This is a genomic window from Kribbella sancticallisti (assembly GCF_039530625.1).
Lineage (GTDB): Bacteria > Actinomycetota > Actinomycetes > Propionibacteriales > Kribbellaceae > Kribbella > Kribbella sancticallisti.
This window is the reverse complement of the sequence record NZ_BAAAOS010000018.1, coordinates 294,261-319,189: the sequence shown is the minus strand read 5'-3', so window position 1 is coordinate 319,189 and position 24,929 is coordinate 294,261. Positions and strand designations below refer to the sequence as shown.

Below are 24,929 nucleotides of genomic sequence, written 5' to 3'. Positions count from 1 at the left end.
GGACCGCCCGCCGGCCCGCTTCAGTTGACGCCGGAGAGCCGGCGGACCTTCACCGTGCAGTCGGTACGGGTGGTCATCCGGCCTTCCGGATCAGCCTGCTCGCGTTCGTGCTCGCGGCTGACCAGCACCTCCCACTCGCCGTCGGGAAGGTCAAGGTCGGCGATCACCTCAGCGGGAGTCGGGAAGTGGATCTCCGGGTGGTGGTCGTGTTCCCAACTCGGAAAGCCGAGGTGACCCTCGATCAACAGGATCCCGCCCGGCGCGACGGCCCTGGCCGCCGTACGAAGGATCTCCTCGCGCGGCAGGTTGCCCATCGAGTGCAGGAACTGCGCGGACACCAGGTCGAAGGTGCCGTCAGGGAAGGACTTGCCGAGTTCGTGCTGCTGCCAGTCGATCCGATCCCCGACACCCGCGGACGAGGCATGCTTGGCCGCACGCTCGAGAGCGACCGTCGAGATGTCGACCGCGGTCACCTGCCACCCCTGCTGAGCCAGCCAGATCGCGTCCGCGCCCTCACCACACCCGAGATCGAGCGCCCGCCCCGGCGTCAGCCCGTCGGTTTCCTCCACCAGTACCACGTTCGGCCGCCCGCTCCAGATCTGTGCGCTCTCGGAGTACCGCTCGTTCCACATTTCCTCATCCGTCGTCATACCGCCGATGGTCCACCCGAATATCCAGTCCGACAAGTTTTGTTGCCAGTCCGGCAAATCCTTCAGGTGGTCAGCAGCTCTTCGAGCTCGTCTCGATCCCCAGGCTCGCCGGGCAGTTCAGGATCGAGCAGCCGCTGCAGGAGATCGCCCACCCGGACCGTCGCGAGCCGCACCGGTACGGCGTAGATCAACTCGTCGATCGTCGTGCTGGGCAACGGCGGTTCGGGCGGTCGCGCCGCATACCGATCGAGCAGCGCGCGCAGATCGTCGACGGCCCGGATCTGATCGGCGGCCAGAGCCGCGCTCCTCATCAGTCGGTACGCCGGGCCGCGGCGCGCCCATCAGGTCGAACCACAGCCGGGCCCAGGCCGCCATCGCCGGCACCACCAGCCACTCCTCGACCGCCGGCGCCGCCGCCAGCCCGATCCGCAACAAGTAGCCGAAGGCAACATTTCGGGCGGCACCCTCGACCATCCGGCCGGCCAGCACCAACTGGAACGCGAACTGCAGCGGCGGTGCCTGGTCGAACCAGCGCTGAACGGTCCAGGCCTGGTCGACCAACCTCAACTGAGCGGCGGCCTCGAGGAAAGCGGCGAGGTCCGCCGCCGACAGGTTGGCCCACCACTCCCCCGGGTCGAGCAACCACGCCGACGGGTCCGCCCAGCGGCCGCCGGCGAACAGGCCGCGGACCCCCAACGGCGTCAACCGCAGCAGTCCGTCGTTCACCGTCACCGCGTCGAGTCGCTCCAGTTCCGCGAACCCGTGACGGCCGATGATCTCTACCTCGGTGTGCCGAAACGCGACGAGCAGTAGCTGGACCAGGTCTGGCGACAGTAGTCCTTGGAACAACTCGGGCCAGGACTCGGTGGTCGTGCCGGCCCGCTCAGCGGCTGCCTGCAGAACGGAGGGCAGCACGGTGGTGGGGGCCGGCGAGCCCGGTAGCGGTTCGAGCACAGAATCCTCCTCCACCGCAGCAAGGTACCGCCCGGACCACCCGGACGTTGAGTTCAGAGCGCGGTGACGACTGGTGAGGAAGTTGCTCGACGTGGCCCCAGCGAAGGTGAGGCGGGCGGACTTCAAGTACGGCCTGGACCGCATCCTCGACGGCCTCGAGGCTCGCCTCAAGGGCTAACGCAGCAGGATTGTGCGCTCCGCCAGGGTCCACGTCGTCGTGGTCAGCAGGTAGAGGCCGGCAGCCATCGGGATGAACGCCGCGGTGACCAGGGTCCCGAACGGCAGCAGCCGAGCGAGCCGCCGTGCCATCGGCGACGCCGTCTCGTCCAAGTGCCGCACCTGCCGGCGCGACGAGAGGAAGGCGACCACGACCAGCAGTACCGCGAGGCCGAGGTACGCCGGGGTCGACGCGAACAGCGGCCAGTGGAGACCCAGCGGCGCGCCGAAGATCGTGCCGGCGAGCAACTGGTTCGCCTGACCCGCCACGATCGCCGTGGTGAAGAGGCTGTACATCACCCAGAAGAACGGCAGTTGCGCGAACATCGGCAGGCACCCGGCCAGCAGAGTCGTGCCGGACTCGGACTGCAGCTTGGCCACCTCACGCTGGATCCGCTCGGGGTTCTTGCTGTGCCGCTCCTGGATCTTGCGGATCTCGGGCATCAGAGTGGCCCGGGACTTCTCACCGCGGATCGCGGCGAGGCTGAGCGGCAGGAGCAACAGGCGGACGAGGACCGTACAGAGCACGATCGCCACGGCGGCGGCGTACGGGCCGGTGAGGGGTTCGATCGCGGTCGCGAGGCCGTTGACGAGGTGGTAGGCGCCGCTGATCGGCGGGTCGAGGAAGGAAGGCATGGCAGTACTCCACGAGTGAGAAGGAAGGGTTAGCTCGGGAGGCCGCCAGAAACTGGCGGCCGGCTACCTTCCCGGTGCTCGTGGACGCGGCCGGCCGGCGGCGTCGGGATCGCGGAGCAGCAGATAGGCGGTACGGCGGGAACTGGCCCGGGTGGCGCTGGCACGCGCCGGCAACGGCGACGACAGCGGGCGGTGCGCCGCCGTACGGGAGACTTGCAGGACCGCGAACACAACGGCCGCCGCCGTGAGAACGGCGACGGCCAGCAGGCCGCCGGCGTGCAGGTTGCCAGGCGGCCCGAGGGCAGGCATCGCCAGCGTCCAGACGCCGGCGAGTGCCCTGCCCATCAGGAACTCATCAGTCGAGGTAGTCCCGCAGCACCTGCGAGCGCGACGGGTGCCGCAGCTTCGACATCGTCTTCGACTCGATCTGGCGGATCCGCTCGCGGGTCACGCCGTAGACCTTGCCGATCTCGTCCAGGGTCTTCGGCTGGCCGTCGGTCAGACCGAACCGCATCGAGACGACGCCGGCCTCCCGCTCGGACAGGGTGTCCAGTACCGCGTGCAACTGCTCCTGCAGCAGGGTGAACGAGACGGCCTCGGCCGGCACGATCGCCTCGGAGTCCTCGATCAGGTCGCCGAACTCCGAGTCGCCGTCCTCACCCAACGGGGTGTGCAGCGAGATCGGCTCACGACCGTACTTCTGCACCTCGATGACCTTCTCCGGGGTCATGTCGAGCTCCTTGGCGAGCTCTTCCGGAGTGGGCTCGCGGCCGAGGTCCTGCAGCATCTGGCGCTGCACCCGGGCGAGCTTGTTGATGACCTCGACCATGTGCACCGGGATCCGGATGGTGCGGGCCTGGTCGGCCATCGCGCGGGTGATCGCCTGCCGGATCCACCAGGTCGCGTAGGTGGAGAACTTGTAACCCTTGGTGTAGTCGAACTTCTCGACCGCACGGATCAGACCGAGGTTGCCCTCCTGGATCAGGTCCAGGAACAGCATGCCGCGGCCGGTGTAGCGCTTGGCCAGCGAGACGACGAGCCGCAGGTTGGCCTCGAGGAGGTGGTTCTTGGCCCGGCGGCCGTCCTCCGAGATCCACTCGTACTCGTCCTTGACCTTGTCCTTGAGCTTGGTCTCGGCGTCGCCGATCTGCTCCTCGGCGAACAGGCCGGCCTCGATCCGCTTCGCGAGCTCGACCTCCTGCTCGGCGTTCAGCAGCGGGACCTTGCCGATCTGCTTCAGGTAGTCCTTCACCGGGTCGGCGGTGGCACCGGCGACCATCACCTGCTGCTCGGGCTCGTCGGTCTCGTCAGCCTCGGAGACGATGAAGCCCTGGTCCTCGGTGAGCTCCTTCTCCAGCGGCTTCACGGCGTCCGGCTGGAAGTCCGACTCGTCGACCTCGTCGAGCGCACGCGGCTTACCGGTCTTCGGGTCGATGGACAGACCCGCCTCGGACACGGCCTTCTTCGCCGGCGCCTTCTTCGCGGCGGCCTTCTTCGCGGGAATACCGTCCTCCTTGGGGGACACAGCGGCCTTCTTGGCGGCGGGAGCGGCAGTCTTCTTCACGCCTACCTTCTTGGCGGCAGGTTCGGACACACTGGCGCTGGTCCGTTGAGTCGTGCTCCGGGCGGTGGCGGCCACGGCCCGGGTGGACTCGGCGGGAAGGTTCTCGGACGAGCTGGACGACACGAATTACCTCTCGTCTGACGATTCAGTCTGCAGGGTTACTGGTACGGCGGTACGACGTTGCCTGTGGTGCGTTTGGTGCATGGTTTCTACGGCAGATTTCTACTGCGAGTCGGTGGCCACTCGCTGGTCAGGCGGCAGCAACACTCCATTGTAATCCGGCGGCCAAGTCCAAACGTCCCACGACCCCCCACAACGGCGTGCCATACCGGCCATGACCGGTACCAGTCCACCCTCCGTACTGGTACCGGCGCCCCTCGACGATTCAGCGCTCAACTGTTCCTGGTCTGCCGCAGCGGCCGGGCCACCACCCGCTTCTCGACCTGCTGCTCCTGCTTGAACTGCCTCACCTTCACCAGCGACGCCACGTCGATCACGTCGGCCACCGACTTGTACGCGCCGTCCTCGCCGTACGGTTCGGACGCCTCCCGCCAGCCGCGCGGGCGCACCTTGAGCTGCTTGCCGAGCAGGGCGACGAAGATCTTCGCCTTCTGCGCGCCGAAGCCCGGCAGGGCGGAGAGCCTGGCCAGCAGGTCGTCCCCGCTCTTCACATCGGCCCAGACCGACGAGGCGTTACCGCCGTACTCCTCGTCCAGGTGCTTGGCCAGTGTCTGGATCCGGGCCGCCATCGCGGTTGGGAACCGATGGACGGCGGGCGGGCCGGCCACCACCTCGACGAAGCCGTCCGGGTCGTAGGCGGCGACCGTGGACGGGTCGAACGGGCCGTCCATCCGTTGCGCGATCGCCACCGGACCGGCGAACGCTCGCTCCATCGGGATCTGCTGGTCGAGCAACATCCCGACCAGCAACGCGAACGGGTCTCTGCTCAGCATCTCGTCGGCGTCGGGCTGCTGTGCGAGGCACAGCTTCTTGCTGCGTGTCGAAGTCACCTCAGTCCTCCCCTTCGTCGGCCTTGACGGCCAGCACCGGACACGGAGCGTCGAGCAGCACCCGCTGGGCATTGCTGCCGAGGATGAGCTTGCCGACCGGGGACCGGCGCCGAAGGCCGATCACGATGAACTCGGCCTGGACTTGCTCGGCGACGGCCACCAGGTCCTCCGCCGGATCGAGTCCACGCACCAGCTGCCTGACCTCATAGGGCACGCCGGTCGAGTCGAGCTGCTCCCGTACCTCCGTCAACGCGGCATCACTCGCCGCGGCCTCGTCGCTGTCGAAGCTGCGCCCGCCCCGGTGTGAGTTCACCACCACCAGCTTGGCGTCGCGAAGCGTCGCCTCCTCTGCCGCCCGTCTGAGCGCCGCGCGCCCCTCGGCCTTCGGCACATAACCCACGACGATGGTCGTCATCGACTTGCCTCACCTCCGCGTGCCACTGTCGACCCGTTCCGAACGATACTGCCCTGAACCCGCTCCGGCATCTGTGGAAATGCACGATCTGTGTCGCGACCGTGACGCATCCGCAGTTGCGCCCGCAACACGACCGAATCGAGTCGGCACTGTCCGCAAGCAGTTCACGACTCCATACCCGCGTACGCGCCGTCTAACCTCGCGGCGGTCACACCTTTGCAGGGTTGCGACCCGGCGCGCTACTCCCGTCCGCCCGGCGAGGTCCCAACAGGCGCAGGGATCGGTACGCCGTTGCCGGAGGCAAGCGCGCACGGGTTCCACCGGGCTGACCCCGGTTCCGTTTCTGTCCTACGTTGTCTGCCGACTTACACGGTTAATCGATGGGCCACTCGTGCACCGGGGTGTTCTCGTGCATGTGGTCGCGGTAGCGGGTGAGCATGCCGCGCAGAGCGTCACGGCGGCCGTGGGATCCCTTGGTATACAGCCGGTGGAACTCGTCGGCCTGCCAGGAGGCGCCGTTGCGGTTGGTCAGGCAGCGCTGCTCGATGATGCCCAGCAGCCGGTCCCGGACGTCCGCGGCCACGCCCCACTCGTCGAGTCCGCGCGATGCCAACGGCAGCAGGCGTCGCAGCACCAGTTCGGTGGCGCGGGCGGTGCCGACGCCGGGCCAGAACACCTCGGCGTCGATACCCTGCCGGGCCGCCTCGTGGAAGTTCTCCTCGGCCGCGCTGAACGACATCTGCGACCAGATCGGCCGTTCGTCGTCGGCCAGCGCCCGGACCAGGCCGAAGTAGAAGGCGCCGTTGGCCATCGTGTCGACGACGGTCGGGCCGGCCGGCAGCACGCGATTCTCCACCCGCAGATGCGGCTTGTCCCGGACAACGTCGTACACCGGGCGGTTCCAGCGATAGATCGTCCCGTTGTGCAGCCTCAGCTCCGAAAGGGCCGGGGTGTCACCACGGTCCAGTACCGCGATCGGGTCCTCCTCCGAGGTGACCGGCAGCAGCGCCGGGTAGTAGCGCGAGTTCTCCTCGAACAGGTCGAAGATCGAGGTGATCCAGCGTTCGCCGAACCAGACCCGGGGCCGCACGCCCTGCGTCTTCAACTCGTGCGTGCGGGTGTCCGCGGCCTGCTCGAACAACGCGATCCGGGTCTCGCGCATCAACTCCTTGCCGAACAGGAACGGCGAGTTCGCGCCGACCGCGAGTTGCACGCCGGAGATCGCCTGCGCCGCGTTCCAGTACCGCGGGAACGCCTCCGGGGTCACCTGCAGGTGGAACTGCGTCGACGTACAGGCCGCTTCGGGGACGATGCTGTCGGCGGTGACCTGGAGCCGCTCGATCCCGTCGATGCCGATCTGCACGTCCTCGCCGCGGGCCTGGAACACCTGGTCGTTCAGCAGCGTGTACCGCGGGTTGGCGCTGATCGCCTCGCGGGAGATGTGCTCGGTCATCAGGGTGGGCAGGATGCCGATCGTGACCATCGTCGAGCCGGTCCGGGCGGCCTTCTCGTCGGCCGCGTTCAGGCTGTCGCGGATCGACGACTCCATCGTCTCCAGCCCGGCACCGTCGATCTGGCCGGGCGGCACGTTGATCTCGATGTTGAACTGGCCGAGTTCGGTCTGGAACGCGTCGTCCTCGATCGCGTGCAGCACCTCGGCGTTCTTGAACGCGGGATCGCACTTCTCGTCGACCAGGTTCAGCTCGATCTCGATCCCGGTCATCGGCCGCTCGGCCTCGAACCGCGACTCGCGCAGCATCCGCGCGAACGCGTCCAGGTTGCGATGGACCTGGTTGCGGAACGCGGTCCGATCCGCCCGGGTGAACTCGACCCGGTCGACTTCCTCGCCCATCTGCGCCTCCCCTGTGGAGCACGGTCAGTACTTCGGTGCGCTGCTACCTACCGGTACCTGGCCTCAGTCTGCCTGAACCCCGCCCGACCTGTGAGCTGAATCGCGTCGCGGCTCACCCGCTGATCACTGCGGAAAGACGATGCTGGTCATTTCGGAAAGACGATGCTGACTACTTCGGGAAGACGATGCTGACTACTTCGGAAAGACGATGAAGGGGTCCCGCACGATCCGCCGGGGCACCGGTCCGGCCTCCACCAGCACCTCGGCAAGCTCAGCCAGTACTGCGGGCGCCAGCTCCAACTCGTGCTCCCCCGGGTGCTGGTCCGCGCCCATCTCGAAGTCGATGCCGGGCTGGTCCGTCATCTCGATGTGCGCGCCCAGCACGTGCTCCACCGGATTGCCCGCGGCAACGAACCCGGCCAGGCGTGCGATGCTCGCCCGGAAGGCGGCCCAGTCGGTGACGTACAGCCGGCCCGGGTACAACGAGTCACCCGTCAGCAGCAGCCGCGTCGTACGGTCGTACAAGGCGACGTCGGCGGTGTGGTGGCCCGGAATCGGGATGACGTCGAGAACGCGCTCCCCCAGGTCGAACTGGACGATCTGCTCCGGCCAGGCGGTGATGCCGAAGTACGCGGCGACATCTTCGGGTGCCGTGCCCACGACGGTGTCGAACTGCGAGTCGCCGCCGATGTGGTCGCCATGACCGTGGGTGTGGGCAACCACCAGCTCGAGATCTCGGCCCGCCAGCAGCTTGTCGACCACAGCGCGAAGGTCGGCGTGGCCGGTGCCGGTGTCGAGGAGGAGCGCCCGCTCGGTGCCGAGCAGGAGATAGATGAACGGGCCTTCGAAGTTCGTCCGGAGGGCCTGCCGGATGATCGCGGTGCGTTCGTCGTACCAGTGGACCTGGTGATCGGTGGCGTCGTCGTCGTTCCAGTGGGCGGGGAAGCTCATGGAGTGATCCTGCCAGCCGGGCGCGGAACTGTCGGTGCTGCCGGGGAGACTGTGGCGGTGCGTACCGATCCCTCCATCCTGCATGTCGACCTGGACGCGTTCTTCGCGGCCGTCGAGCAGCGGGACAAGCCCTCACTGCGCGGCAAGCCTGTCGTCGTGGGCGGGATCGGCCTGCGCGGCGTCGTGTCCACGGCGTCGTACGAGGCTCGCAAGTACGGCGTGCGTTCCGCGATGTCGACGGCCGAGGCCAGATCGCGGTGCCCTCACGCGGCCTATCTCGGGGCGCGATTCGAGGTGTACCGCGCGACCAGCCAGGCGGTGATGGCCCAGATGCGCGCGTTGTCGCCGCTGGTCGAGCCGCTGTCCCTCGACGAGGCGTTCGTCGACCTCGCCGCGGCCGGGCTGAGCAACCTGACCGTCGACGACGTGCAGGCGATCGCCGGCGACCTCAAGGAGGCGATCCGGGAAGCCAGCGGTGGGCTGACCGCGTCCGTCGGTGCGGGCACCTCGAAGCTGATCGCGAAGATCGCGAGCGACCTCGACAAGCCCAACGGCGTCGTCGTCGTGCCGCCCGGCACCGAGGCCGAGTTCCTCGCGCCGATGCAGGTGACCGTGATCCCGGGGGTCGGGCCGGCCACCGCGCAGCGGCTGAGCATGGCCGGGGTCCGGACGGTCGGCGACCTGCAGCAACTCGACGAGGAGGAGCTGATCCGGCAGGTGGGGTCGGCGCACGGTTCGAGCCTGTACCGGCTGGCGACGGCCTCGGACGATCGCGCGGTGGTCAGCGATCGCGAGACGAAGTCGATCAGCATCGAGGACACCTTCGAGACCGACCTCGTCGACCGCGCCCTGCTGGCGGCGATCGGCGACCGAATGGCCCATCGGGTCGCCGAGCGGTTGCGGAAGGCCCAGCTGTCCGGCCGGACGGTCACGGTGAAGACGCGGATGCACGACTTCACCACCCACACCCGATCGTCGACCCTGGCCGGTCCGACCGACGATCCCCGGGTGATCGCCCGGGTCGCCCGCCGGCTGCTCGAGGACAGCGACATCTCCGGCGGGATCCGCCTGCTCGGCGTGGGCATGTCCTCGCTCGCGGACTGGATCCAGGACGACCTCTTCACCGAGAGCGAGCACGACGAGGCGCCGATCGAGCTGGTGGACCTGCCCGAGCGTCCACGCGACCGGCAGGTCGGGTACTACCCGGGCCAGGACGTGGTCCATTCGCAGTACGGGGCGGGGTGGGTCTGGGGATCCGGGCGCGGTCGGGTGACGGTCCGGTTCGAGACGGCCGAGACGCCGGCCGGGCCGGTCCGGACCTTCGCCGTGGAGGATCCGGAGCTGACAAAACCGGCAGCCGTGAGCCCCGGAGAGGACAAAGACACCGAAAACGACCAAGATGGGGCGAATGAGTGAGGTCCGCGGCGGGGTCTACCCGTTCTGCAAAGCTTGTACCGCGTCATCCGTCCCCTGGAGAACCCCCGACACGACGACCGGCCTGAGCGGCCGGGGCACCCGCTTCTACGGCCACCGCGACGTCTGCCTGGACTGCGGCTCGTCGGTGCGGACCTTGTTCGCCACGTTCCTGCTGGTGCCGGTCTCGCGACTCGGCCGCTATCGCATCATCAAGACCGGCGGCCGCAGCTATGTCGGCCGCCTGGTGCCCGACCAGCCGATGCCGGCGCCGGTGAAGTCGGCGACCGCGGAGCAGCCACCGCCGTCGGAGTTCAAGAACCACCCCGAACTGGTCGACGCGAACTACGAGCAGGCCGAGATGCACTGGGCCGCCCGCGACTCGGCCGGCGCGCTCCCGTTGTACGAGAAGTCGCTCGCCGCTTGCGAGAAGGTGCTGAAGGCCGACGACCCGGCGACTCTGCAGGTCCGGTTGCGTGTCGCCCAGGTTCGGCTGGCGATCGGCGACTACGGCGCGGCGATCCCGTGGTTCGAGCTCGTCACGCCGCAGTTGGTCCGGGTGTTCGGGCCGGACCACAAGCTGACCCGGATCGCGATCGAGGCGATCACCGGTGCGCAGTTGATGGTCGGCGGGCCTCGCGAGGAGGTTCAGCTGCTGTCGGAGTTGCTGACGCACGACGAGATGCTGCTCGGCCGCCAGCACCCGAAGGTACTGCGTACGCGGGCCGCGCTCGGCCGGGCACACATGTTCGCCGACCAGCTCACCCGGGCGATCCAGGTGCTCGAGATGACGCTTGCCGACAGCATCGAAGGGCTCGGCGCAGACCATCCCGACACCGGCGTGTACCGCGGCCGGCTGCTGGAGATCTGCGAGCAGGCGACCACCCGCGGGAGGAAAAAGGACCGCGAGTTGGCCAACGCCGCTCGCCGCCGCTGGGCACTGGTCTAGCTCGCGGCCGCTGGGCGCTGGTCTGGCTCGCCGCCGGTGGGCGCTGGTCTGGCTCGCCGCCGGTCTGGCTTGCCGCCGGTTGGCTGTGGGCTTATTCAGGCCCGGAGGCGGACCGACAGGCAGGTTACGCAGCCTTCGAGCTTCTCGAATTCGCTGATGTCGACGACGACCGGAAGGTAGCCGCGTTCGCGGAACAGCTCGGCCGACCTCGGCGCGGAGGCCGCCATCAGCAGGCGGTTCTCCCCCAGCAGGACGACGTGCGCGCCGGCCTCCTCGGGAACCGCCAGGAACTCGGGGAAGGCCCGCGGGTCGTCGGTGAGCGGCTCGTACCCGATCACCGTGCCGTCCGGCAACGCGGTCACCGCCGACTTCAGGTGGAGCACCTTGCGCACCGGTACTGCGACGACCTCGGCTCCGAGTGGTTCGAGGAATCCGCGCAACTGGTCGATGCCGGCCTGGTTGGTGCGGCCGCCCAGCCCGGCGTACACGGTGGTGCCGACCTTCAGGATGTCGCCGCCGTCGAAGGTGCCCGGCGCCGTGACGTGGGCGATCCGATACCCCTGCGCGGCGACGGCGCGTTCCGCCTCCGCGGCTTCGGGCCGGCGTTCGTCGGCTCCCGCCCGGGCGATGACGGCGAGGTCGCGGAACACCACCATCGTGTCCTCCACGAACACGCTGTCCGGACATTCCTCGATCGGCGGCACCTCGACACACTCCCAGCCGGCCTCGGCCAGCGCGTCGACGTACTGCTGCCACTGGGTCATCGCGAGGTCAACGTCGACCGGGACGCGTTCGATGTGGGTGATCAGGCCGTCGGCCAGGCGCGAGCCCGGGCGGCGGACGAGGGCGCGTTGAGTGACCATCAGCGCAGGCTAACCCGGGCGCGCATGAGGTCGCCGGGCGCGGGTACCGGAACCGTTCACCTTCCCCCTGAACGTGGAGGACCGAGAATGCCGAAGATCCTGCAGCAGACCGGTGGCGACGTCGTCGAGATCATCCTCGCCGATCACCGGTGGTTCGAGGAGGCCCTGCGTGAACTGCGTGACGTGCGGGCCGACCGGGCCGCGGTGCTGGCGGATCTGGCCACGGTGCTGATCGCGCACGCCGAGGCCGAGGAGTCGAAGGTCTATCCGGCGCTGAGCCGCAAGCGAGCGATCGACTCCGAAGAGGTCGAGCACTCCGAGCACGAGCACGACGAGGGCAACGAGGCACTGCTCGCGCTGATGGAGGTCGAGGACCCGGCGAGCGAGGAGTTCAGCGAGAAAACGCATGAACTCTCGGAGGCGCTTTCTCACCACTTGGACGAGGAGGAGCGCGATGTGCTCAATCCGGCGAAGACTGACGTCGGCCAGGAGGTGCGGGATCGGCTGGGTGAGGACTTCTCGGCCGAGCGGGCCCGGTTGATCGAGAGCGACTGCGGCTCGATCGAGAACGTCCGCAGGATCGTCGAAGAAGCACAAAAGAAGAAGTAGGCTCCGCGCCTCCGGCGCGGGCGGTGCTTCGAGCGGTGGGCCGGGACCCTGTCGCTTTGAGCACGGGCCAGTCGCCAGAATCGGCGTCAGTGCGGCTGGCCCGTGCCCACGGCGGCAGGGTCCTTCGCGGTTGGCCGTAGGGTCTGGCGGGTGAGCGCCGACCGGTATCCGTTGCTGAAGTATCCGGCGTACGTGCGGTTCTGGATGGCCGATGCGGTCTCGATGGTCGGTTCGTCCGTCACCGGCCTGGCCCTGCAAGTGGTTGCCGTCGTCACCCTTCAGGCCAGCGCCACCGAGGTCGGCATCCTCAACGCGGCCCGTTGGCTCCCCTACCTCCTCTTCGGCCTGCTCGCCGGCGTGTACGTCGACCGGCACCGCCGCCAGCCGCTTCTTGTCGGCACAGACCTCGCCCGAGCTGTCGTGCTGGGGCTGATTCCCCTGGCGGCCGCTCTCGACCTCCTCACGCTGCCACTCCTGATCGCGGTCGTTCTCGTGTTCGGCACGCTGTCTCTGGTCTACGACGCCGCCCACCAGTCGTTTCCACCGTCCCTGGTCCCCGGCCCGCTGCTGACCTCCGCCTCCGCCAGGTTGGAGCAGTCGAGCGCGGTGGCCCAGACCGGCGGCCCGGTCGCGGCGGGCGCACTGATCAAGCTCGTCGGCGCGCCGGTGGCGATCCTGGTGGACGCGGTGTCCTACCTCGTCTCCGGGATCCTGCTCGCCACTGTCAAGCCGCTCCACCCAGAAGTTGCTACCGGCAACGATCAGCCGCGGAACCTCACGCAGGAGATCCGGGCAGGGCTGACTTGGGTCTACCGCAGCAGCACCCTCGGACCGCTCGCCCTGACCTCACACCTGTGGTTCCTCTGCCAGGGGATGATCACCACGGTCTACCTGGTCTTCGTGCTGCACACGCTCCAGTTCAGCGCGTTGCTGCTCGGGGTCACGTTCGCCTGCGGCGGTGTCGGCTCGGTCATCGGCGCGACCGCCTCCGGCCCGTTCGGGCGGTGGCTGGGCGTGGGGCCGTCGATCATCGCCTGCCGCTGGCTCACGCCGGTCGCCTATCTCGCGATCCCGCTGGCCGGCGATGGCGCGGGCGGCCTGGTCCTGCTCTGCCTCGCCCAGTTCGGCTTCGGGCTGTCGATCGGTCTCGACAGCCCGATCGAGATGGGCTATCGGTCGTCGATCACGCCGTCACGGCTGCTCGGCCGGATGAACGCGACCATGCGCTCGCTGAACCGGGCGGCGATCGTCATCGGCGCACCACTCGGCGGCTTGCTGGCGGACCACCTGGGTCATCGCCCTGCGCTCTGGATCGCCGTCGGCGGGATGTTCCTGCAGGCGATCCTGATCCATCGCTCGAAGTTCCGGCACGCCAGACTCACAGACTGAGGACCAGACCTTCCTCCGCGGCGATGACCTCGCCGTCGAACACCTCACTCGCCTCGGCCACCGAGACAGCACGATCCGAGCCCGGCCAGAAGTGCGTCAGCAGCAGGCGCTTGGCTCCCGCCGCGCCCTGTGCCGCCTCGGTCGCGGTCATGACGTACCGCGGGGTGGTGGCGGGCGACGGGCCCTGCAAGGTCGCATCCGTAATGAAGAGATCGGCACCCTTCGCGAGAGTGGCCACCTCGGGACCAGGACCGCTGTCGCCGGTGTAGGCGACCGTGAGGTCCGGCGCGATGAGCCGGACTCCGAGGTTCGTGACGTAGTGCGGCGTCACAGCGGTCTCCAGCCGGAACGGCCCGATCTCCTGGGCCTCGCCGAGGTCCCGTACGTCGAACACCGTCGCCGGATCGGGGTGCGGTTCCAGCGCACGCAGTACGTCGAGAACGCCGGGCGGGCAGTACAGCGGGATCGGCGGGGCCTCGCGGGCGAGGTAGTAGCGGACCCGCGCCAGCGCGCTCACGTCCACGCAGTGGTCGGGATGCTGGTGTGTCACGATCACCGCGTCGACGTCGCCCTCGGGGCAGTGCTTCAGCAACTCCGGCAGCGCGGCGTAACCGAGGTCGAGTACGAGCCTGAAGCCGTCGTAGTCGAGCAGGAACCCCGCGCAGGCCCGTCCCGGCTCCGGCCAGGCGCCGCAGGATCCGAGCACGGTCAGCGTTCTCATCCGAGCACTGTCAGCGCTCACCGGACGCCGAAGGCCTCGTCGGTGGAGACGATCTCCTTGCCCAGCGGGAGCAGCGAGATCGGGATCAGCTTGAAGTTGGCCAGGCCGAGCGGGATGCCGATGATCGTGACGCACAGCGCGATGCCGGTGACCAGGTGGCCGAGCGCCAGCCACCAGCCGGCGAAGATCACCCAGATCACGTTGCCGAGCACCGAGCCGGCGCCCGCGCCGCGGCGGTCCACCACCGTCCGGCCGAAGGGCCAGAGCGCGAAGCCGGCGATCCGGAAGGACGCGATGCCGAACGGGATGGTGATGATCAGGATGCAGCAGATCAGGCCGGCGATCACGTAACCGACGGCCAGCCAGAAGCCGGCCAGCACCAGCCAGATCAGGTTCAGAATCGTCCTCATACCTGCCAGCCTGCCACCCGGCGGGTCTGCGCCACGATCATCGAGCGCCGAGTCCGGGATCATTCCGGGGCAACCAGTGCCCGCCCCTGACCACCCGCACGCTGTGCGCGGGGTCAGTACTCGTCGGTGGCGATCGTTCGGAAGGTGATTCCGGCGGCCATCAGGCGGCGTCGGAGTGCCGGGCCCATCGCGGCCGCGGTGGTCACCTGGCCGGAGGTCGTCGGGAGGTCGTCGAGGGCGAGCGAGAGCGCGCACTCGGCGAGCATCTTGGCGGTCTCGTCGTAGCCGGGATCGCCACCGGCGACCTCGGTCACGACCCGCTTGCCGCCACCCTCGCCGACGAACCGCGCCGTGAACCACGACTTGGCGCGACGCTGCTCCGACGGACCGTCGCCGGCTTTGATCCGGTCGAGCAACGCGTTCCGCGCCGGTGGGACCTGCGCCGCGAGCGCCAGCAGCCCGACCCCGGCGATGCCGCCGGCAACCATCGGCAACCGCTTGACCGCGGCGTAGTGCGAGTACCGGAACTCGGGTCCGTACTCGTCGAGCAGCACCGCCGAGTTGGCGACGATCTGCGGGTCCACCGTCGGCAGCGGGACCGCCCAGAACCCTTGCAGCCGGTGGATCCTGCCCGCGACGACCTTGACCGAGCGGCCCTCGGGGCGGGGTTGAGCGCGGCGCCGGGCGCGGTGGGCGTCCAGGTGCTGCTTGCCGCGGGCCAACGAGGTGATCACGGTGTGCAGCGTGCCGCCCGACGGTTTGCCGCCCGCCCGGACCAGCCCTTCGACCTTGATCGGGACGTTCTTCGGCAACTGCTCGACCGTGTACTGCACGCCCAGGTCGTACGGGATCGAGTCGAAGCCGCAGCAGTGGATGATCCGCGCGCCGGTCTCGACCGCCTTCGCGTGGTGGGCGACGTACATCCGGTCCACGAACTCGGACTCACCGGTGAGGTCGAGGTAGTCGGTGCCCGCTTCCGCGCACGCGGCCACCAGCGGTTCGCCGTACCGGATGTACGGGCCGACCGTGGTCACGACGATCCTGGCCGACTCGGCGATCGCCTGCAGGGTGGCAGGGTCCTCGACGTCGGCGATGAGCAGGTCCACGTCGACGCCGAGCTTCGAGCGGACGGCCTCCAGCCTGGTCTGGTTGCGGCCGGCCAACGCCCAGGTGAGGTCTGCTGGAGCGTGCTTGGCGAGGTACTCCGCGGTGAGGGTGCCCGTGAATCCCGTGGCGCCGAAGAGGACCACGTCGTACTCGCGTTTCATCGCTTGGCCGCCTTCTCCGTGTCCGCGCGGCCGCCGGCACCCGAGGCGCGGGACGACGCGGCGGCACCGCGTGCCTCGATGTCGGCCAGTGCGGCGCGGTCGGCCTTCGGCACGTTGAACCGGGCCCCCAGTTCGACCAGGTGCGGGATCAGCGCGCGGAAGATCTTCAGCGGGCCGATCCAGCCGGGAACGTGCACGACGCGAGAGCGCTTGCCGATGCCCTGGGTGAACTTGTCGACCGCGAACTCGAGCGGGTAGGTCCTGCCGATCATCGGCAAGCCGGTCCTGACCTTGCCGAACACCGGGTGTTCGTCGATGCCCCGGACCATGTCGGTGTCGACGAAGGTCATGTGCGCGACACCGACGTCGACGCCGAGATGCTTCAACTCCGCGCGGAGGCTGTTGCCCATCGCCTCGACGCCCGCCTTGGAGACGTTGTACGCCGCGAGGCCCGGGATGTGCACGACGGCGGCCAGCGACGAGACCAGCAGCAGGTAGCCCTTGCTTTCCAGTAGATGCGGCAGCGTGAGGTGGACGGTTCGCCAGACGCCGTACAGGTCGACGTCGAGGACGCATTCCCAGACGGCCGGGTCCATGCTGCGGGTGAAGCCCGGCGCGGCGATCCCGGCGTTCGCGACGACGACGTCGATCCGGCCGTAGCGCTCGGCGATCGCCTCGACGGCGGTGCGCAGGGAGTCCGTGTCGGTGACGTCGGCCTCCCACCAGCCGGCGTCCGGGCCGCAGTCCTCGGCGACCTGCTTCAGCTCGTCTGGTTCGAGGCCGACCAGCGCCAACGTCGCCCCCTCGCTCGCCAGCCGGCGAGCCACGGCCGCGCCGATCCCCCGCGACGCGCCAGTGATGAGTACGACCTTGCCAGCCATCGCGACCTCCGCTGTTGAGTGGGCGCTCAACAGTAAGTGCCTGTTGAGCCAATACTCAATAGACTGCCCGTATGACCCACACCTCGCCGACCCAGCTTCCACCTGAGCATGGCCGGGCCGGCGTGTCGGTGACGGCCGCGGCGGAGCGGTCGCCGCGGTTGCGGCCGGATGAGCGGCGGGCGCAGATCCTCGACGCCGCGCGGCGGGTGCTCGAGGCCGACCCGCACCGAGAGTTGAGCGTCGAGCAGGTCGCCGCCGAGGCGGGCGTCTCCCCCGCCCTGCTGTTTCACTACTTCGGCTCGAAGAAGAAGTTCCAGTACGCCGTGATCGAGGCCGCGGCCGCCGAGGTGATGCTGCGGACAGCACCGGATCTTTCCCTGCCGCCGGACGAGCAACTCCGCAGCGGAATCCGGGCTTTCGTCCGCGCCGTACTGGAGGCACCGCAGCTCTACCGAGCCACTCTGCTGATGTCAGCCGCGGGCGATCCCGCAGTACGGGCGTTGCATTCGGAGCTTCGGCAGGTCTTCAGCAAGTGGGTGATCAACGCGGTCGGACAGCGCGGGATCAGCATTACCCCCATGGTCGAACTCGCCTGCCACGGCTGGCAGGGCTATGTCGAACAGACCCTGCTCACCTGGATCGACAACCCCACCGTCTCCCCCGGTGACCTGGAAGACCTCTGCGAGCGCTCGCTGGACGCCATCCTCAGCACGACCACTTAGTCGCTGGACGGCTGTTGCTCGGAGAGCGCGGTCAGGGCCTGGAGCGTGAAGCCCGCCAGTTGCCCCGCTTCTTCGTTGCCCAAGGCATCGGCCAGCTTCCGGTCGACGGCGCGAAGGACGGCGCGGCCGCGTTCCAGCAGCGCCTGCCCCGACTCGGTCACCTGAAGATCGGCAGTCCGGCCGCGTCCCGGCGCCGAGAGGCGCTCCACCGCCCCGATCTCCTGGAGTTGGAGAAGCGTGGCCTGCATGCTCTGAGTCGTGATGCGGTCGCGCCGGGCGAGCTCGCTGTACGACAGCCCGGGCTGATGGGCCAGATGCCCGAGCGCCGAGAACTGGCGCATCGACAACCCCTGCGCTCGCAGGTCGGTCTCGGCCTGCTCGCGGAGCCGGCGGCCGAGCATCATCAGCAGCAACGAAGGACTGATCGGCGGCTGGGTCACCGGAGCATCATCGCAGCAGCACCTGGTTTCAGTCTGGCTGATACTTGAGTTACAGTCTGCCTGAAACCGACGCTCCGGGGAGACCGATGAACAAGTTCCTGCTCAGCGTGCACGTCCTGGCCGCCATCGTCTTCGTCGGGCCGGTGACGGTCGCGGCGAGCATGTTCCCGCCGCTGGCCCGCCGCACGCTCGCCTCCGACCACCCCGAGACCGGCGTACTGCGGATGCTGCACCGGATCAGCCGGGGATACGCGATCGGCGGGCTGACCGTGCCCGTGTTCGGACTGGCCGTCGGGGCGGGACTCGGGGTGCTCGGCGACTACTGGCTGATCATCTCGATGGTGCTGACTCTTGCGGCGGCGGGCGTGCTCGCGTTCGTCGTACTGCCTGGGCAGGGGCGGGTGCTGGCCGCGGCGGACGCGTCGCGCGAAGTACGGGAGGATCTGCTGCCGCAGGCGAAGGCGCTGTCGATGACGACCGGGATCTTCGCGTTGTTGTGGGCTGTCGTCGTCGTCCTGATGATCGTCCGGCCCGGCTCGACGACGGGGGTCTGACGATGACGAGTCTGACCGCGCTGAAGATCGCGGCCGCTGTCGAGGCCCTGAGCGTCTGTCTTCTCTTCGCGAATCTGCTGACCGTGCACTGGCCGGCAGTCTCGTCGGCACTCGGCCCGACACACGGAACCGCCTATCTGGTGACGATCGTGACGGCGTTCTCCGCGGCGGGCGCGCAGACCCGGGCCAAGTGGTTGTCGTTCGTTCCGGGCATCGGGGGTTACCTGGCGCTGCGCAGTCTGCGGTGAGCGCTAGGGTTCTCGGGTGCTGAAGGTCGCAACGGTGAACGTGAACGGGATCAGAGCCGCGTACCGGCGAGGGATGACGCCCTGGCTCGAGGAGACCGACCCCGACCTGCTGCTGATGCAGGAGGTCCGCGCGACCGACGAAGTACTCCGCGACCACCTCGGCGGCGACTGGCAGATCGCCCACGCCGAGCCGTCCATCGACGGCCACAAGGGACGTGCCGGGGTCGCGGTGGCAAGCCGGCGGCCGATCAAGGCCGAGCGGTCCGAGATCGGCCCCGACCGATTTGCCGGGTGCGGGCGGTGGGTCGAGGCGGACGTGGTCCTCGACGACGGATCGACGCTCACGGCGATCAGCACGTACGTGTTCACCGGCGAGTTCGAGACGCCGCCGCGGCAGGCCGAGAAGTACGCGTTCCTGGATGCGATCACGATCCGGCTGGCCGAGTTGCGGGCCGACGGGCGGCACGTGCTGATGTGCGGCGACCTGAACATCGCGCACCGCGAGGTCGACCTGAAAGCCTGGAAGGCGAACCGCAAGAAAAGCGGTTTCCTGCCCGAGGAACGCGCCTGGCTGGACAGCCTGTTCGAGTCCGGCTGGGTCGACCTCGGCCGCCGCTTCGGCGGCGAGGGCCCCGGCCCGTACTCGTGGTGGTCCTGGCGCGGCAAGGCCTTCGACAACGACGCCGGCTGGCGAATCGACTACCAGATCGCCTCCCCCGAACTAGCCGAAGCCGCCACTTCCTGCACCATCCACCGCGCCCTGACGTACGCCGAACGCTGGAGCGACCACGCACCTGTCGTCGCGACATACGAGATCTAGGTCCGCTGCGGGGCGTCACTACTTGGGAACAGGTGTTAGGCCCTAGCAGTCAGGTGACTCCTAGGGCCCAACGATCATGACCTGCCTGGCGGCGTCTCGGTTACTGACCGTAGGCCTTCGCGGTCCAGCCGAGGGAACCGAGAGAGCCGCCCTTGATGTCGGTGCCGTTCCAGTCCTTCGCGTTGGCGTCGAAGTGAATCGAGGCGGCGCCCGCCGCGGTGATCGCGAGCAGCGGCCTGCCGTTGGGATGGTTCTGGCAGTAGCCGGTGCTCAGGCTGCTGAAGGAAGCCCAGCCGACCGTCCGCAGTACCGTCGAGCCGATGCTGCTCGTCGGAGTGGCGCGGTTGACCCGCCATTCCTTGAGCTCACCGTTGGTCTTGGTGCCGAGCAGAACATCGACCGCCGCAGCGCCGGTCCCCCCAGTGCGCTCGTAGATCAGCGTGTTGACCGTGTCCCAGCGCGTACCGGGCAGCTTCACCGCTGCCGACGGCATGCCGGTGGAGGCGTTCACCGTGTAGCGGTAAAGCGACGTGCCGGTCACGCGGTAGAGGTAGGGGTAGCCGTACGCGAGGATCCGGGTGTTGCCGAAGCCTGTCTTGAGCCGGGTGGCGGTGTTCTTGGTCATCTTCCAGACGCCGTCCGTTCGCACGCCCTGCCGCGACAGGAGGTAGAGGTAGCCGTCAGTCGGGTGCGTGGCGAACTCGGTGCTGCTGAAGCTATCGGTACTACCTGACCCGCCCATCTGCTGGTGCGCTGTCGGAATCCAGGCCAGCTTGTCGCCCGGGTACGACGAGACGCTGGGCTTCGAGGACTTGAATTGGTACGAGAGGCGTTGCCCGTCGGTGCGGTACGCCGAGGTGAAGGCGCTGCAGTCCGCGGGGACGTCTCCCACGGCCGCTCCGGAGGACGAGGTCACAACGACGACGCCGGTCGCGGCGAGAGCAAGTGCTGCGACGGACACGATGGTTTTACGCAAGGTCTTTGATCCTTTGGGAGTTCGAACGTGGAATTACTGGCCGTAGGCTTTGGCGGTCCAGCCGAGGGAGCCGAGAGAGCCGCCCTTGATGTCGGTGCCGCTGCGATCCTTCGCGTTGGCGTCGAAGTGGACCGAGGCGGCGCCGGCGGCGTTGATCGCGAGCAGTGGCCTGCCGTTGGGGTGGTCCTCGCAGTAGCCGGTGGTGAGGCTGGTGATGGAGGACCAGCCGGACGCTCGCAGTACCGTCGAGGCGATGCCGCTCGTCGGAGTGGCGCGGTTGACCCGCCATTCCTTGAGTTCGCCGTTGGCCTTGGTGCCGAGCAGCACGTCGACCGCCGCCGCGCCGGTTCCCCCGGTGCGCTCGAAGATCAGCGTGTTGACCGTGTCCCACCGCGTACCGGGGAGCTTCACCTTGTTCGTCGGCACACTGCTGACGGTGCTCATGGTGTAGCGGTAGAGCGAGTTGCCGGTGACGCGATAGAGGTAGGGGCGGTTCCACGCGATGATCCGGGTGTTGCCGAAGCCCGCCGCGATCCGGGTGGCGGTGTTCCTGCTCATCTTCCAGACACCGTCGGTCAGGATCGCCCCGCGCGACTGGCCGTAGAGGTAGCCGTCAGTCGGGTGCGTGGCGAGCCCGCTCTGGGTGAGGCTGGTGTCGCTGCCGGCCTCGCTGGTGACCTGCTGCGCCGTCGGAATCCAGGGCAGCTTGTCGCCCTGGATCGCTTCGACGCTGGGCTTCGAGTCGTCGTACCGGTACAAGAGTCGTTGCCCGTCGGAGCGGTAGGCCGTCGTACCGGCGTAGCACTCCGCGGGGACGTCTCCCACGGCTGCTCCGGACGATGAGGTCACAACGATGACGCCTGTCGCGGCGAGAGCAAGTGCTGCGACGGACACGATGGTTTTGCGCAATGCGGAGGATCCCTTCTGGATCAGCGGCAGCCGAGAGACGAACCAGTCACCATGGACGTCGTCGATCGGCTGTTGGGGCGCTGGCGGCGCCCAGGGTAGGAATGGTCACTGGCGCCGCTCTGCCCGTACTGCGCCCGTACCGCCCGGCCTCGGCACTCACCGTGGCCGAGCAGTGACACTTCGAGCCAGTAGCATCGCCCGGTGCCTCGACATCGCGGGCCGATGGTCTGCCCGCCCCCGTGCAGGTGCGGATGACGGAGACCACCTTCGGCGGACTGCTTCGCGCCCATCGGCAGCGGATCGGGATGACACAACGGCAACTCGCCGACCGGGCCGGCGTGAGCCCGGGGGCGATCCGCGATCTGGAGCAGGGCAGGACGAGAAGCCCGAAGAAGGGCTCGGTCCAAGCGATCGTCACCGCACTCGGGTTGACCGAGCCGGACGGCGCGGATCTGCGTGCTGCCGCCGGGCCCCGTTACGCGGCTCGCGTCGACGCGCCCGCGGTCGGCGGCGGTCGCCTGCGGATCCGGGTGCTCGGCCCGATCGAGGTCTGGCACGGCGAGGTCCAGGTCGCCATCGGCTCCGACCGGCAACGCACGCTGCTCGCGCGGCTCGCGCTCGGAGCAGGTGCGGTCGTTGGCCAGGACGAACTTATCGAGCTTCTGTGGGGGCCGGCCCAAACCCAGCCCGCGCAGAGCCTGCTGCACACCCACGTCGCCAGGTTGCGGCGGCTACTGGAGACCGACGCGAACAGCGGCAGTGTGCTCGTCGGCGGCCAGAACGGGTACCGGCTCGTGGTCGGCACTGATCAGCTTGACCTGCTGGCGTTCCGAGACCTCACCGCGCGGGCGGCGTACGACGTACCGGAAAGGGCATCGGCCCGGCTCGCCGAAGCGATCGCGTTGTGGCGTGGTCAGATCGACGCGGAGCGAGTGGCGTCGAGCCCGCTCTACACCGCGATGGTCGCGGAGTACGTCACCACCGTCCAGAGGTTCGCCACGCTCGCTCGCGACCTCGGCAAGCCGGAGCAGGCGCTGAAGCCGTTGCGGGCGCTCGCGCATCGGCACGAGCTGGACGAGCCGCTGCATGTCGAGCTGATCCTGACCCTTGCCGCGAGCAACCGTCAGGCGGAGGCGCTCGCGGCGTACGACCGGATCCGGCGGGGACTCGCGGACCAGCTAGGCATCGACCCTGGCGAGGCACTGCGGTCGGCCCACCTCGCCGTACTGCGGCAGCAGGATCGGCGCGGCGTCCGGCTGGCGACGGGGCGGACCGCGATCCAGCAGGCGCCGGCAGCACCGTCGGACTTCGTCGGCCGGGGCGGTGAGCTGGCAAGGATCGAGGCAGCGCTCTCCCGGCGGGGTCAGGAGTCGGGGGTTGCCTCGGCTCGGATCGTCCTGATCGCCGGCATCGCAGGGGTCGGCAAAACCGCCCTCGCGCTGGCCGCAGCGCACCGGCTGCGCGAGCAGTACCCGGACGGCCAGCTCTACGCCGATCTGCGCGGCGCGACCGCGACCGTGCCGGAACCGATGCAGGTACTCGGCCGGTTCCTGCGCGCACTCGGCGTACCGAGCAGGGAGGTCGGGACCGACGAGACCGAGGCGGCGGCGTTGCTGCGCAGCGAGCTGGCCGACCGGCGGATGCTGATCCTGCTGGACAACGCTCTCGACGCGGACCAGATCCAGCCGCTACTGCCAGGTGCGGGCGGCAGCGACGTGATCGTGACCAGCCGGCGCCGGCTGCACGGTCTCGCCGGTGCGACCGTGGTCGACCTCGAACCGCTCGATCCGGAGGACTCGATCACCCTCATCGCCGCGACGGCGGGAGCGCATCGGGTCGACGCCGATCCCGGCGCCGCGAGTGCGCTCGCCGAGGCGTGCACGGGGCTGCCGCTGGCGCTGCGCATCGCGAGTGCGCGGCTGACCACCCGGCAGGCGTGGACGATCGACGATCTGACCCGCCGACTGCGCGACGAGAACCACAGACTCACCGAGCTGTCGACCCGCGAGTCGAGCGTGCTCAACAGCTTTCAGCTCAGCTACGCCGACCTGAGCGCGCCGGCCCAACGCGCCTTCCGGCTGTGCAGCGTTCATCCCGGAGACGACTTCGGCGTCGACGCCACCGGCGTTCTGCTCGCGGTGCCGCCGGCCGAGGCCGATCGACTGCTGGAGGATCTCCTCGAGGCGAACATGCTGATGCAGTACGCGCCGGATCGCTACCGATTCCACGACTTGATCGGGCTCTACGCTCGCAGGCTGCTGAACGACGATGCCGAGGCGGACACCGCGCGCACCCGGCTGTACGACTGGTACGCCGACGCCGTGACGGCAGCGATGGAGTGGGCCTACCCCCAGCTCGTACGGCTCGGTGAACATCCGGATCGGGAGGCGTTCTTCGCCACCGAGACCGACGCGCTCGCCTGGCTGGATGCCGAAGTACCGGCGTTGCTTGCCGTGGTCAACAACTCGGCCGGCTCCGGCGACCCGGCCCTGTCCTGGCGGATCACCGACCAACTCCGTGGCTACTTCCTGCTCCGGCGGCATGTCGACGGCTGGCTGGCCGCGGCGGAGGCAGGGCTTGCCGCGGCCACCAAGGCCGGCGATGACATCGCACGGACCGCGATGCTGATCAGCCGTGGCCAGGCGCTCTGGTCGGTCGCCCGCGACGGGGAGGCGCTGTCCGACTGTCTGGCCGGCGAACAGCTCGCGGTCGCCACGGGATGGACGACGGCCGTGGCGTACCTGTCCCACCACATCGGGTGGCTTCACCTCGAGCAAGGCAGGCTCGCCGACGCGAACAAGTGGCTCGATCGTGCGCTGGAGCTGACCGAGCACGACCACTGGGGTCACGTACGAGCGGTCGCGCTCAACGGGCTCGGAGTGATGAGGCTGTGCCAAGGCGAACTCGAGGAGGCCACCGACCTGCTCAGCGCGGCTCTGGACATCAACGAGGCGACCGGCAGGGAGACGTCGGCGCTGGCCAACCGCGGCAATCTGGCCAGCGCGCTTCGTCAGCGTGGTGAGGAGACGCGAGCCGCCGAACTGCTCACCGAGGTGCTCGCGGCGTATCGAAAGGGCTCCAACCTTCGCGGCGAACTGTCGACGTTGGACGAGTGGAGCAGGCTGCACAGGCAGCGGGGAGACGCCGTCACCGCGCTGCAGGTCGCGACGACCGCGCACGAGTTGGCGAACACGGTGCGGGACAGGAAGGCGACCGCGCAGACCGCGGCCACCGTGGCCCATGCCCACCTCGCGCTCGGCGACGCAACCGCGGCCGCCCAGTGGTTCGAGGACAGTCTGGCGATCGCCGGCGACACCTACCCGTTCGTCGAGACACGAGCGCTGGTCGGTCTCGCTACCGCCCGGCTCGCGGACGGTGACCCGACCTCGGCGAACCACGCTGCCAAGCAGGCCCTCTCGATCGCCGGATCCTGCGGCTTCAACCTGCTCGAACAGAAGGCCTCAGCCGTACTCCGAGTCGCCGAGGGCGGCTGATTCCGCCGGTGTGAT

General features: G+C 68.9%; 26 protein-coding genes. 9 read left to right on the top strand and 17 right to left on the bottom strand.

From position 1 onward, the window contains the following. Positions 1-20: 20 nt before the first annotated feature. The 9 genes from ABD255_RS11830 to ABD255_RS11790 all read right to left on the bottom strand — a co-directional run bounded on the left by ABD255_RS11830 (position 21) and on the right by ABD255_RS11790 (position 8,248). Positions 21-650, bottom strand: a complete 630-nt coding sequence (locus tag ABD255_RS11830; RefSeq protein ID WP_344212898.1) for an SAM-dependent methyltransferase — start codon at positions 648-650, stop codon at positions 21-23. Positions 651-767: 117 nt separating this feature from the next. After that, a complete protein-coding gene (locus ABD255_RS11825; protein ID WP_344212896.1) occupies positions 768-1,619 on the bottom strand; it encodes a hypothetical protein in 852 nt (283 codons plus the stop codon). A 159-nt stretch (positions 1,620-1,778) separates the two neighbouring features. After that, positions 1,779-2,456, bottom strand: coding sequence for a membrane protein insertase YidC (yidC, locus tag ABD255_RS11820; RefSeq protein WP_344212894.1), 678 nt, complete (start codon positions 2,454-2,456; stop codon positions 1,779-1,781). Between the two features lie 63 nt (positions 2,457-2,519). After that, a complete protein-coding gene (locus ABD255_RS11815) occupies positions 2,520-2,801 on the bottom strand; it encodes a DUF6412 domain-containing protein (RefSeq protein ID WP_344212892.1) in 282 nt (93 codons plus the stop codon). Between the two features lie 10 nt (positions 2,802-2,811). Then, the gene (locus ABD255_RS11810) at positions 2,812-4,143 is read right to left on the bottom strand and encodes an RNA polymerase sigma factor (RefSeq protein WP_344212890.1); all 1,332 of its coding nucleotides are present in this window, start codon (positions 4,141-4,143) and stop codon (positions 2,812-2,814) included. A gap of 269 nt (positions 4,144-4,412) precedes the next feature. After that, the gene (locus ABD255_RS11805) at positions 4,413-5,030 is read right to left on the bottom strand and encodes an HhH-GPD-type base excision DNA repair protein (RefSeq protein WP_344212888.1); all 618 of its coding nucleotides are present in this window, start codon (positions 5,028-5,030) and stop codon (positions 4,413-4,415) included. 1 nt (position 5,031) lies between these two features. Continuing rightward, positions 5,032-5,445, bottom strand: a complete 414-nt coding sequence (locus ABD255_RS11800) for a universal stress protein (RefSeq protein ID WP_344212886.1) — start codon at positions 5,443-5,445, stop codon at positions 5,032-5,034. A gap of 373 nt (positions 5,446-5,818) precedes the next feature. After that, positions 5,819-7,297: a glutamate-cysteine ligase family protein gene (locus ABD255_RS11795; protein ID WP_344212884.1), complete on the bottom strand. Its 1,479-nt coding sequence runs from the start codon at positions 7,295-7,297 to the stop codon at positions 5,819-5,821. A 192-nt stretch (positions 7,298-7,489) separates the two neighbouring features. Then, positions 7,490-8,248, bottom strand: coding sequence for an MBL fold metallo-hydrolase (locus ABD255_RS11790; RefSeq protein WP_344212882.1), 759 nt, complete (start codon positions 8,246-8,248; stop codon positions 7,490-7,492). A gap of 57 nt (positions 8,249-8,305) precedes the next feature. Between ABD255_RS11790 and ABD255_RS11785 the strand changes: the two genes are divergently transcribed. Together ABD255_RS11785 and ABD255_RS11780 are read left to right on the top strand one after the other, a co-directional pair. After that, complete coding sequence (locus ABD255_RS11785) at positions 8,306-9,664, top strand: DNA polymerase IV (RefSeq protein ID WP_344212880.1); 1,359 nt, start codon at positions 8,306-8,308, stop codon at positions 9,662-9,664. Next, complete coding sequence (locus ABD255_RS11780; protein WP_344212878.1) at positions 9,657-10,610, top strand: tetratricopeptide repeat protein; 954 nt, start codon at positions 9,657-9,659, stop codon at positions 10,608-10,610. Before ABD255_RS11785 ends, ABD255_RS11780 begins: the two co-directional genes overlap by 8 nt. Before the next feature lie 95 nt (positions 10,611-10,705). On the opposite strand, the gene ddaH is transcribed toward ABD255_RS11780, so the two are convergent. Beyond that, on the bottom strand, positions 10,706-11,473 hold the full coding sequence (gene ddaH, locus ABD255_RS11775) for a dimethylargininase (RefSeq protein WP_344212876.1): 768 nt from the start codon (positions 11,471-11,473) through the stop codon (positions 10,706-10,708). 87 nt (positions 11,474-11,560) lie between these two features. On the opposite strand from ddaH, the gene ABD255_RS11770 reads away from it, so the two are divergent. Together ABD255_RS11770 and ABD255_RS11765 are read left to right on the top strand one after the other, a co-directional pair. Next, entirely contained in the window at positions 11,561-12,082 is a 522-nt protein-coding gene (locus ABD255_RS11770; RefSeq protein ID WP_344212874.1) for a hemerythrin domain-containing protein, read from the top strand. Between the two features lie 150 nt (positions 12,083-12,232). Further along, positions 12,233-13,471 carry an MFS transporter gene (locus tag ABD255_RS11765; RefSeq protein WP_344212872.1) on the top strand — a complete coding sequence of 413 codons (1,239 nt, stop codon included), beginning with the start codon at positions 12,233-12,235 and terminating at the stop codon, positions 13,469-13,471. Here ABD255_RS11765 and ABD255_RS11760 read toward each other — a convergent pair. The 4 genes from ABD255_RS11760 to ABD255_RS11745 form a co-directional block, all read right to left on the bottom strand. Further along, positions 13,461-14,192, bottom strand: coding sequence for an MBL fold metallo-hydrolase (locus tag ABD255_RS11760; RefSeq protein ID WP_344212870.1), 732 nt, complete (start codon positions 14,190-14,192; stop codon positions 13,461-13,463). The genes ABD255_RS11765 and ABD255_RS11760 overlap by 11 nt on opposite strands. A 17-nt stretch (positions 14,193-14,209) precedes the next feature. Continuing rightward, on the bottom strand, positions 14,210-14,602 hold the full coding sequence (locus tag ABD255_RS11755) for a YccF domain-containing protein (protein ID WP_344212868.1): 393 nt from the start codon (positions 14,600-14,602) through the stop codon (positions 14,210-14,212). A gap of 113 nt (positions 14,603-14,715) precedes the next feature. Continuing rightward, on the bottom strand, positions 14,716-15,870 hold the full coding sequence (locus ABD255_RS11750) for a saccharopine dehydrogenase family protein (RefSeq protein WP_344212866.1): 1,155 nt from the start codon (positions 15,868-15,870) through the stop codon (positions 14,716-14,718). After that, positions 15,867-16,751 carry an SDR family oxidoreductase gene (locus ABD255_RS11745; RefSeq protein WP_344212864.1) on the bottom strand — a complete coding sequence of 295 codons (885 nt, stop codon included), beginning with the start codon at positions 16,749-16,751 and terminating at the stop codon, positions 15,867-15,869. Before ABD255_RS11745 ends, ABD255_RS11750 begins: the two co-directional genes overlap by 4 nt. A gap of 71 nt (positions 16,752-16,822) precedes the next feature. Between ABD255_RS11745 and ABD255_RS11740 the strand changes: the two genes are divergently transcribed. After that, the gene (locus ABD255_RS11740; RefSeq protein WP_344212863.1) at positions 16,823-17,473 is read left to right on the top strand and encodes a TetR/AcrR family transcriptional regulator; all 651 of its coding nucleotides are present in this window, start codon (positions 16,823-16,825) and stop codon (positions 17,471-17,473) included. On the opposite strand, the gene ABD255_RS11735 is transcribed toward ABD255_RS11740, so the two are convergent. Then, on the bottom strand, positions 17,470-17,913 hold the full coding sequence (locus ABD255_RS11735; RefSeq protein ID WP_344212861.1) for a MarR family winged helix-turn-helix transcriptional regulator: 444 nt from the start codon (positions 17,911-17,913) through the stop codon (positions 17,470-17,472). The two genes, ABD255_RS11740 and ABD255_RS11735, sit on opposite strands and share 4 nt — an antisense overlap. Positions 17,914-17,999: 86 nt before the next feature. Here ABD255_RS11735 and ABD255_RS11730 point away from each other — a divergent pair, with 86 nt between their 5' ends. From ABD255_RS11730 to ABD255_RS11720, 3 genes are read left to right on the top strand one after another with little or no spacing between them, the layout of a single operon-like run. Further along, complete coding sequence (locus ABD255_RS11730; RefSeq protein ID WP_344212859.1) at positions 18,000-18,467, top strand: DUF2269 family protein; 468 nt, start codon at positions 18,000-18,002, stop codon at positions 18,465-18,467. 2 nt (positions 18,468-18,469) lie between these two features. Next, positions 18,470-18,715 carry a DUF3817 domain-containing protein gene (locus ABD255_RS11725; RefSeq protein ID WP_344212857.1) on the top strand — a complete coding sequence of 82 codons (246 nt, stop codon included), beginning with the start codon at positions 18,470-18,472 and terminating at the stop codon, positions 18,713-18,715. Between the two features lie 16 nt (positions 18,716-18,731). After that, the gene (locus ABD255_RS11720; RefSeq protein ID WP_344212855.1) at positions 18,732-19,535 is read left to right on the top strand and encodes an exodeoxyribonuclease III; all 804 of its coding nucleotides are present in this window, start codon (positions 18,732-18,734) and stop codon (positions 19,533-19,535) included. Between the two features lie 100 nt (positions 19,536-19,635). On the opposite strand, the gene ABD255_RS11715 is transcribed toward ABD255_RS11720, so the two are convergent. Then, positions 19,636-20,511: a hypothetical protein gene (locus ABD255_RS11715; protein WP_344212853.1), complete on the bottom strand. Its 876-nt coding sequence runs from the start codon at positions 20,509-20,511 to the stop codon at positions 19,636-19,638. Positions 20,512-20,544: 33 nt separating this feature from the next. After that, positions 20,545-21,336 carry a hypothetical protein gene (locus ABD255_RS11710; RefSeq protein WP_344212851.1) on the bottom strand — a complete coding sequence of 264 codons (792 nt, stop codon included), beginning with the start codon at positions 21,334-21,336 and terminating at the stop codon, positions 20,545-20,547. 335 nt (positions 21,337-21,671) lie between these two features. On the opposite strand from ABD255_RS11710, the gene ABD255_RS11705 reads away from it, so the two are divergent. Beyond that, positions 21,672-24,914 carry a BTAD domain-containing putative transcriptional regulator gene (locus ABD255_RS11705; protein WP_344212849.1) on the top strand — a complete coding sequence of 1,081 codons (3,243 nt, stop codon included), beginning with the start codon at positions 21,672-21,674 and terminating at the stop codon, positions 24,912-24,914. The last annotated feature ends 15 nt before the right edge of the window (positions 24,915-24,929 follow it).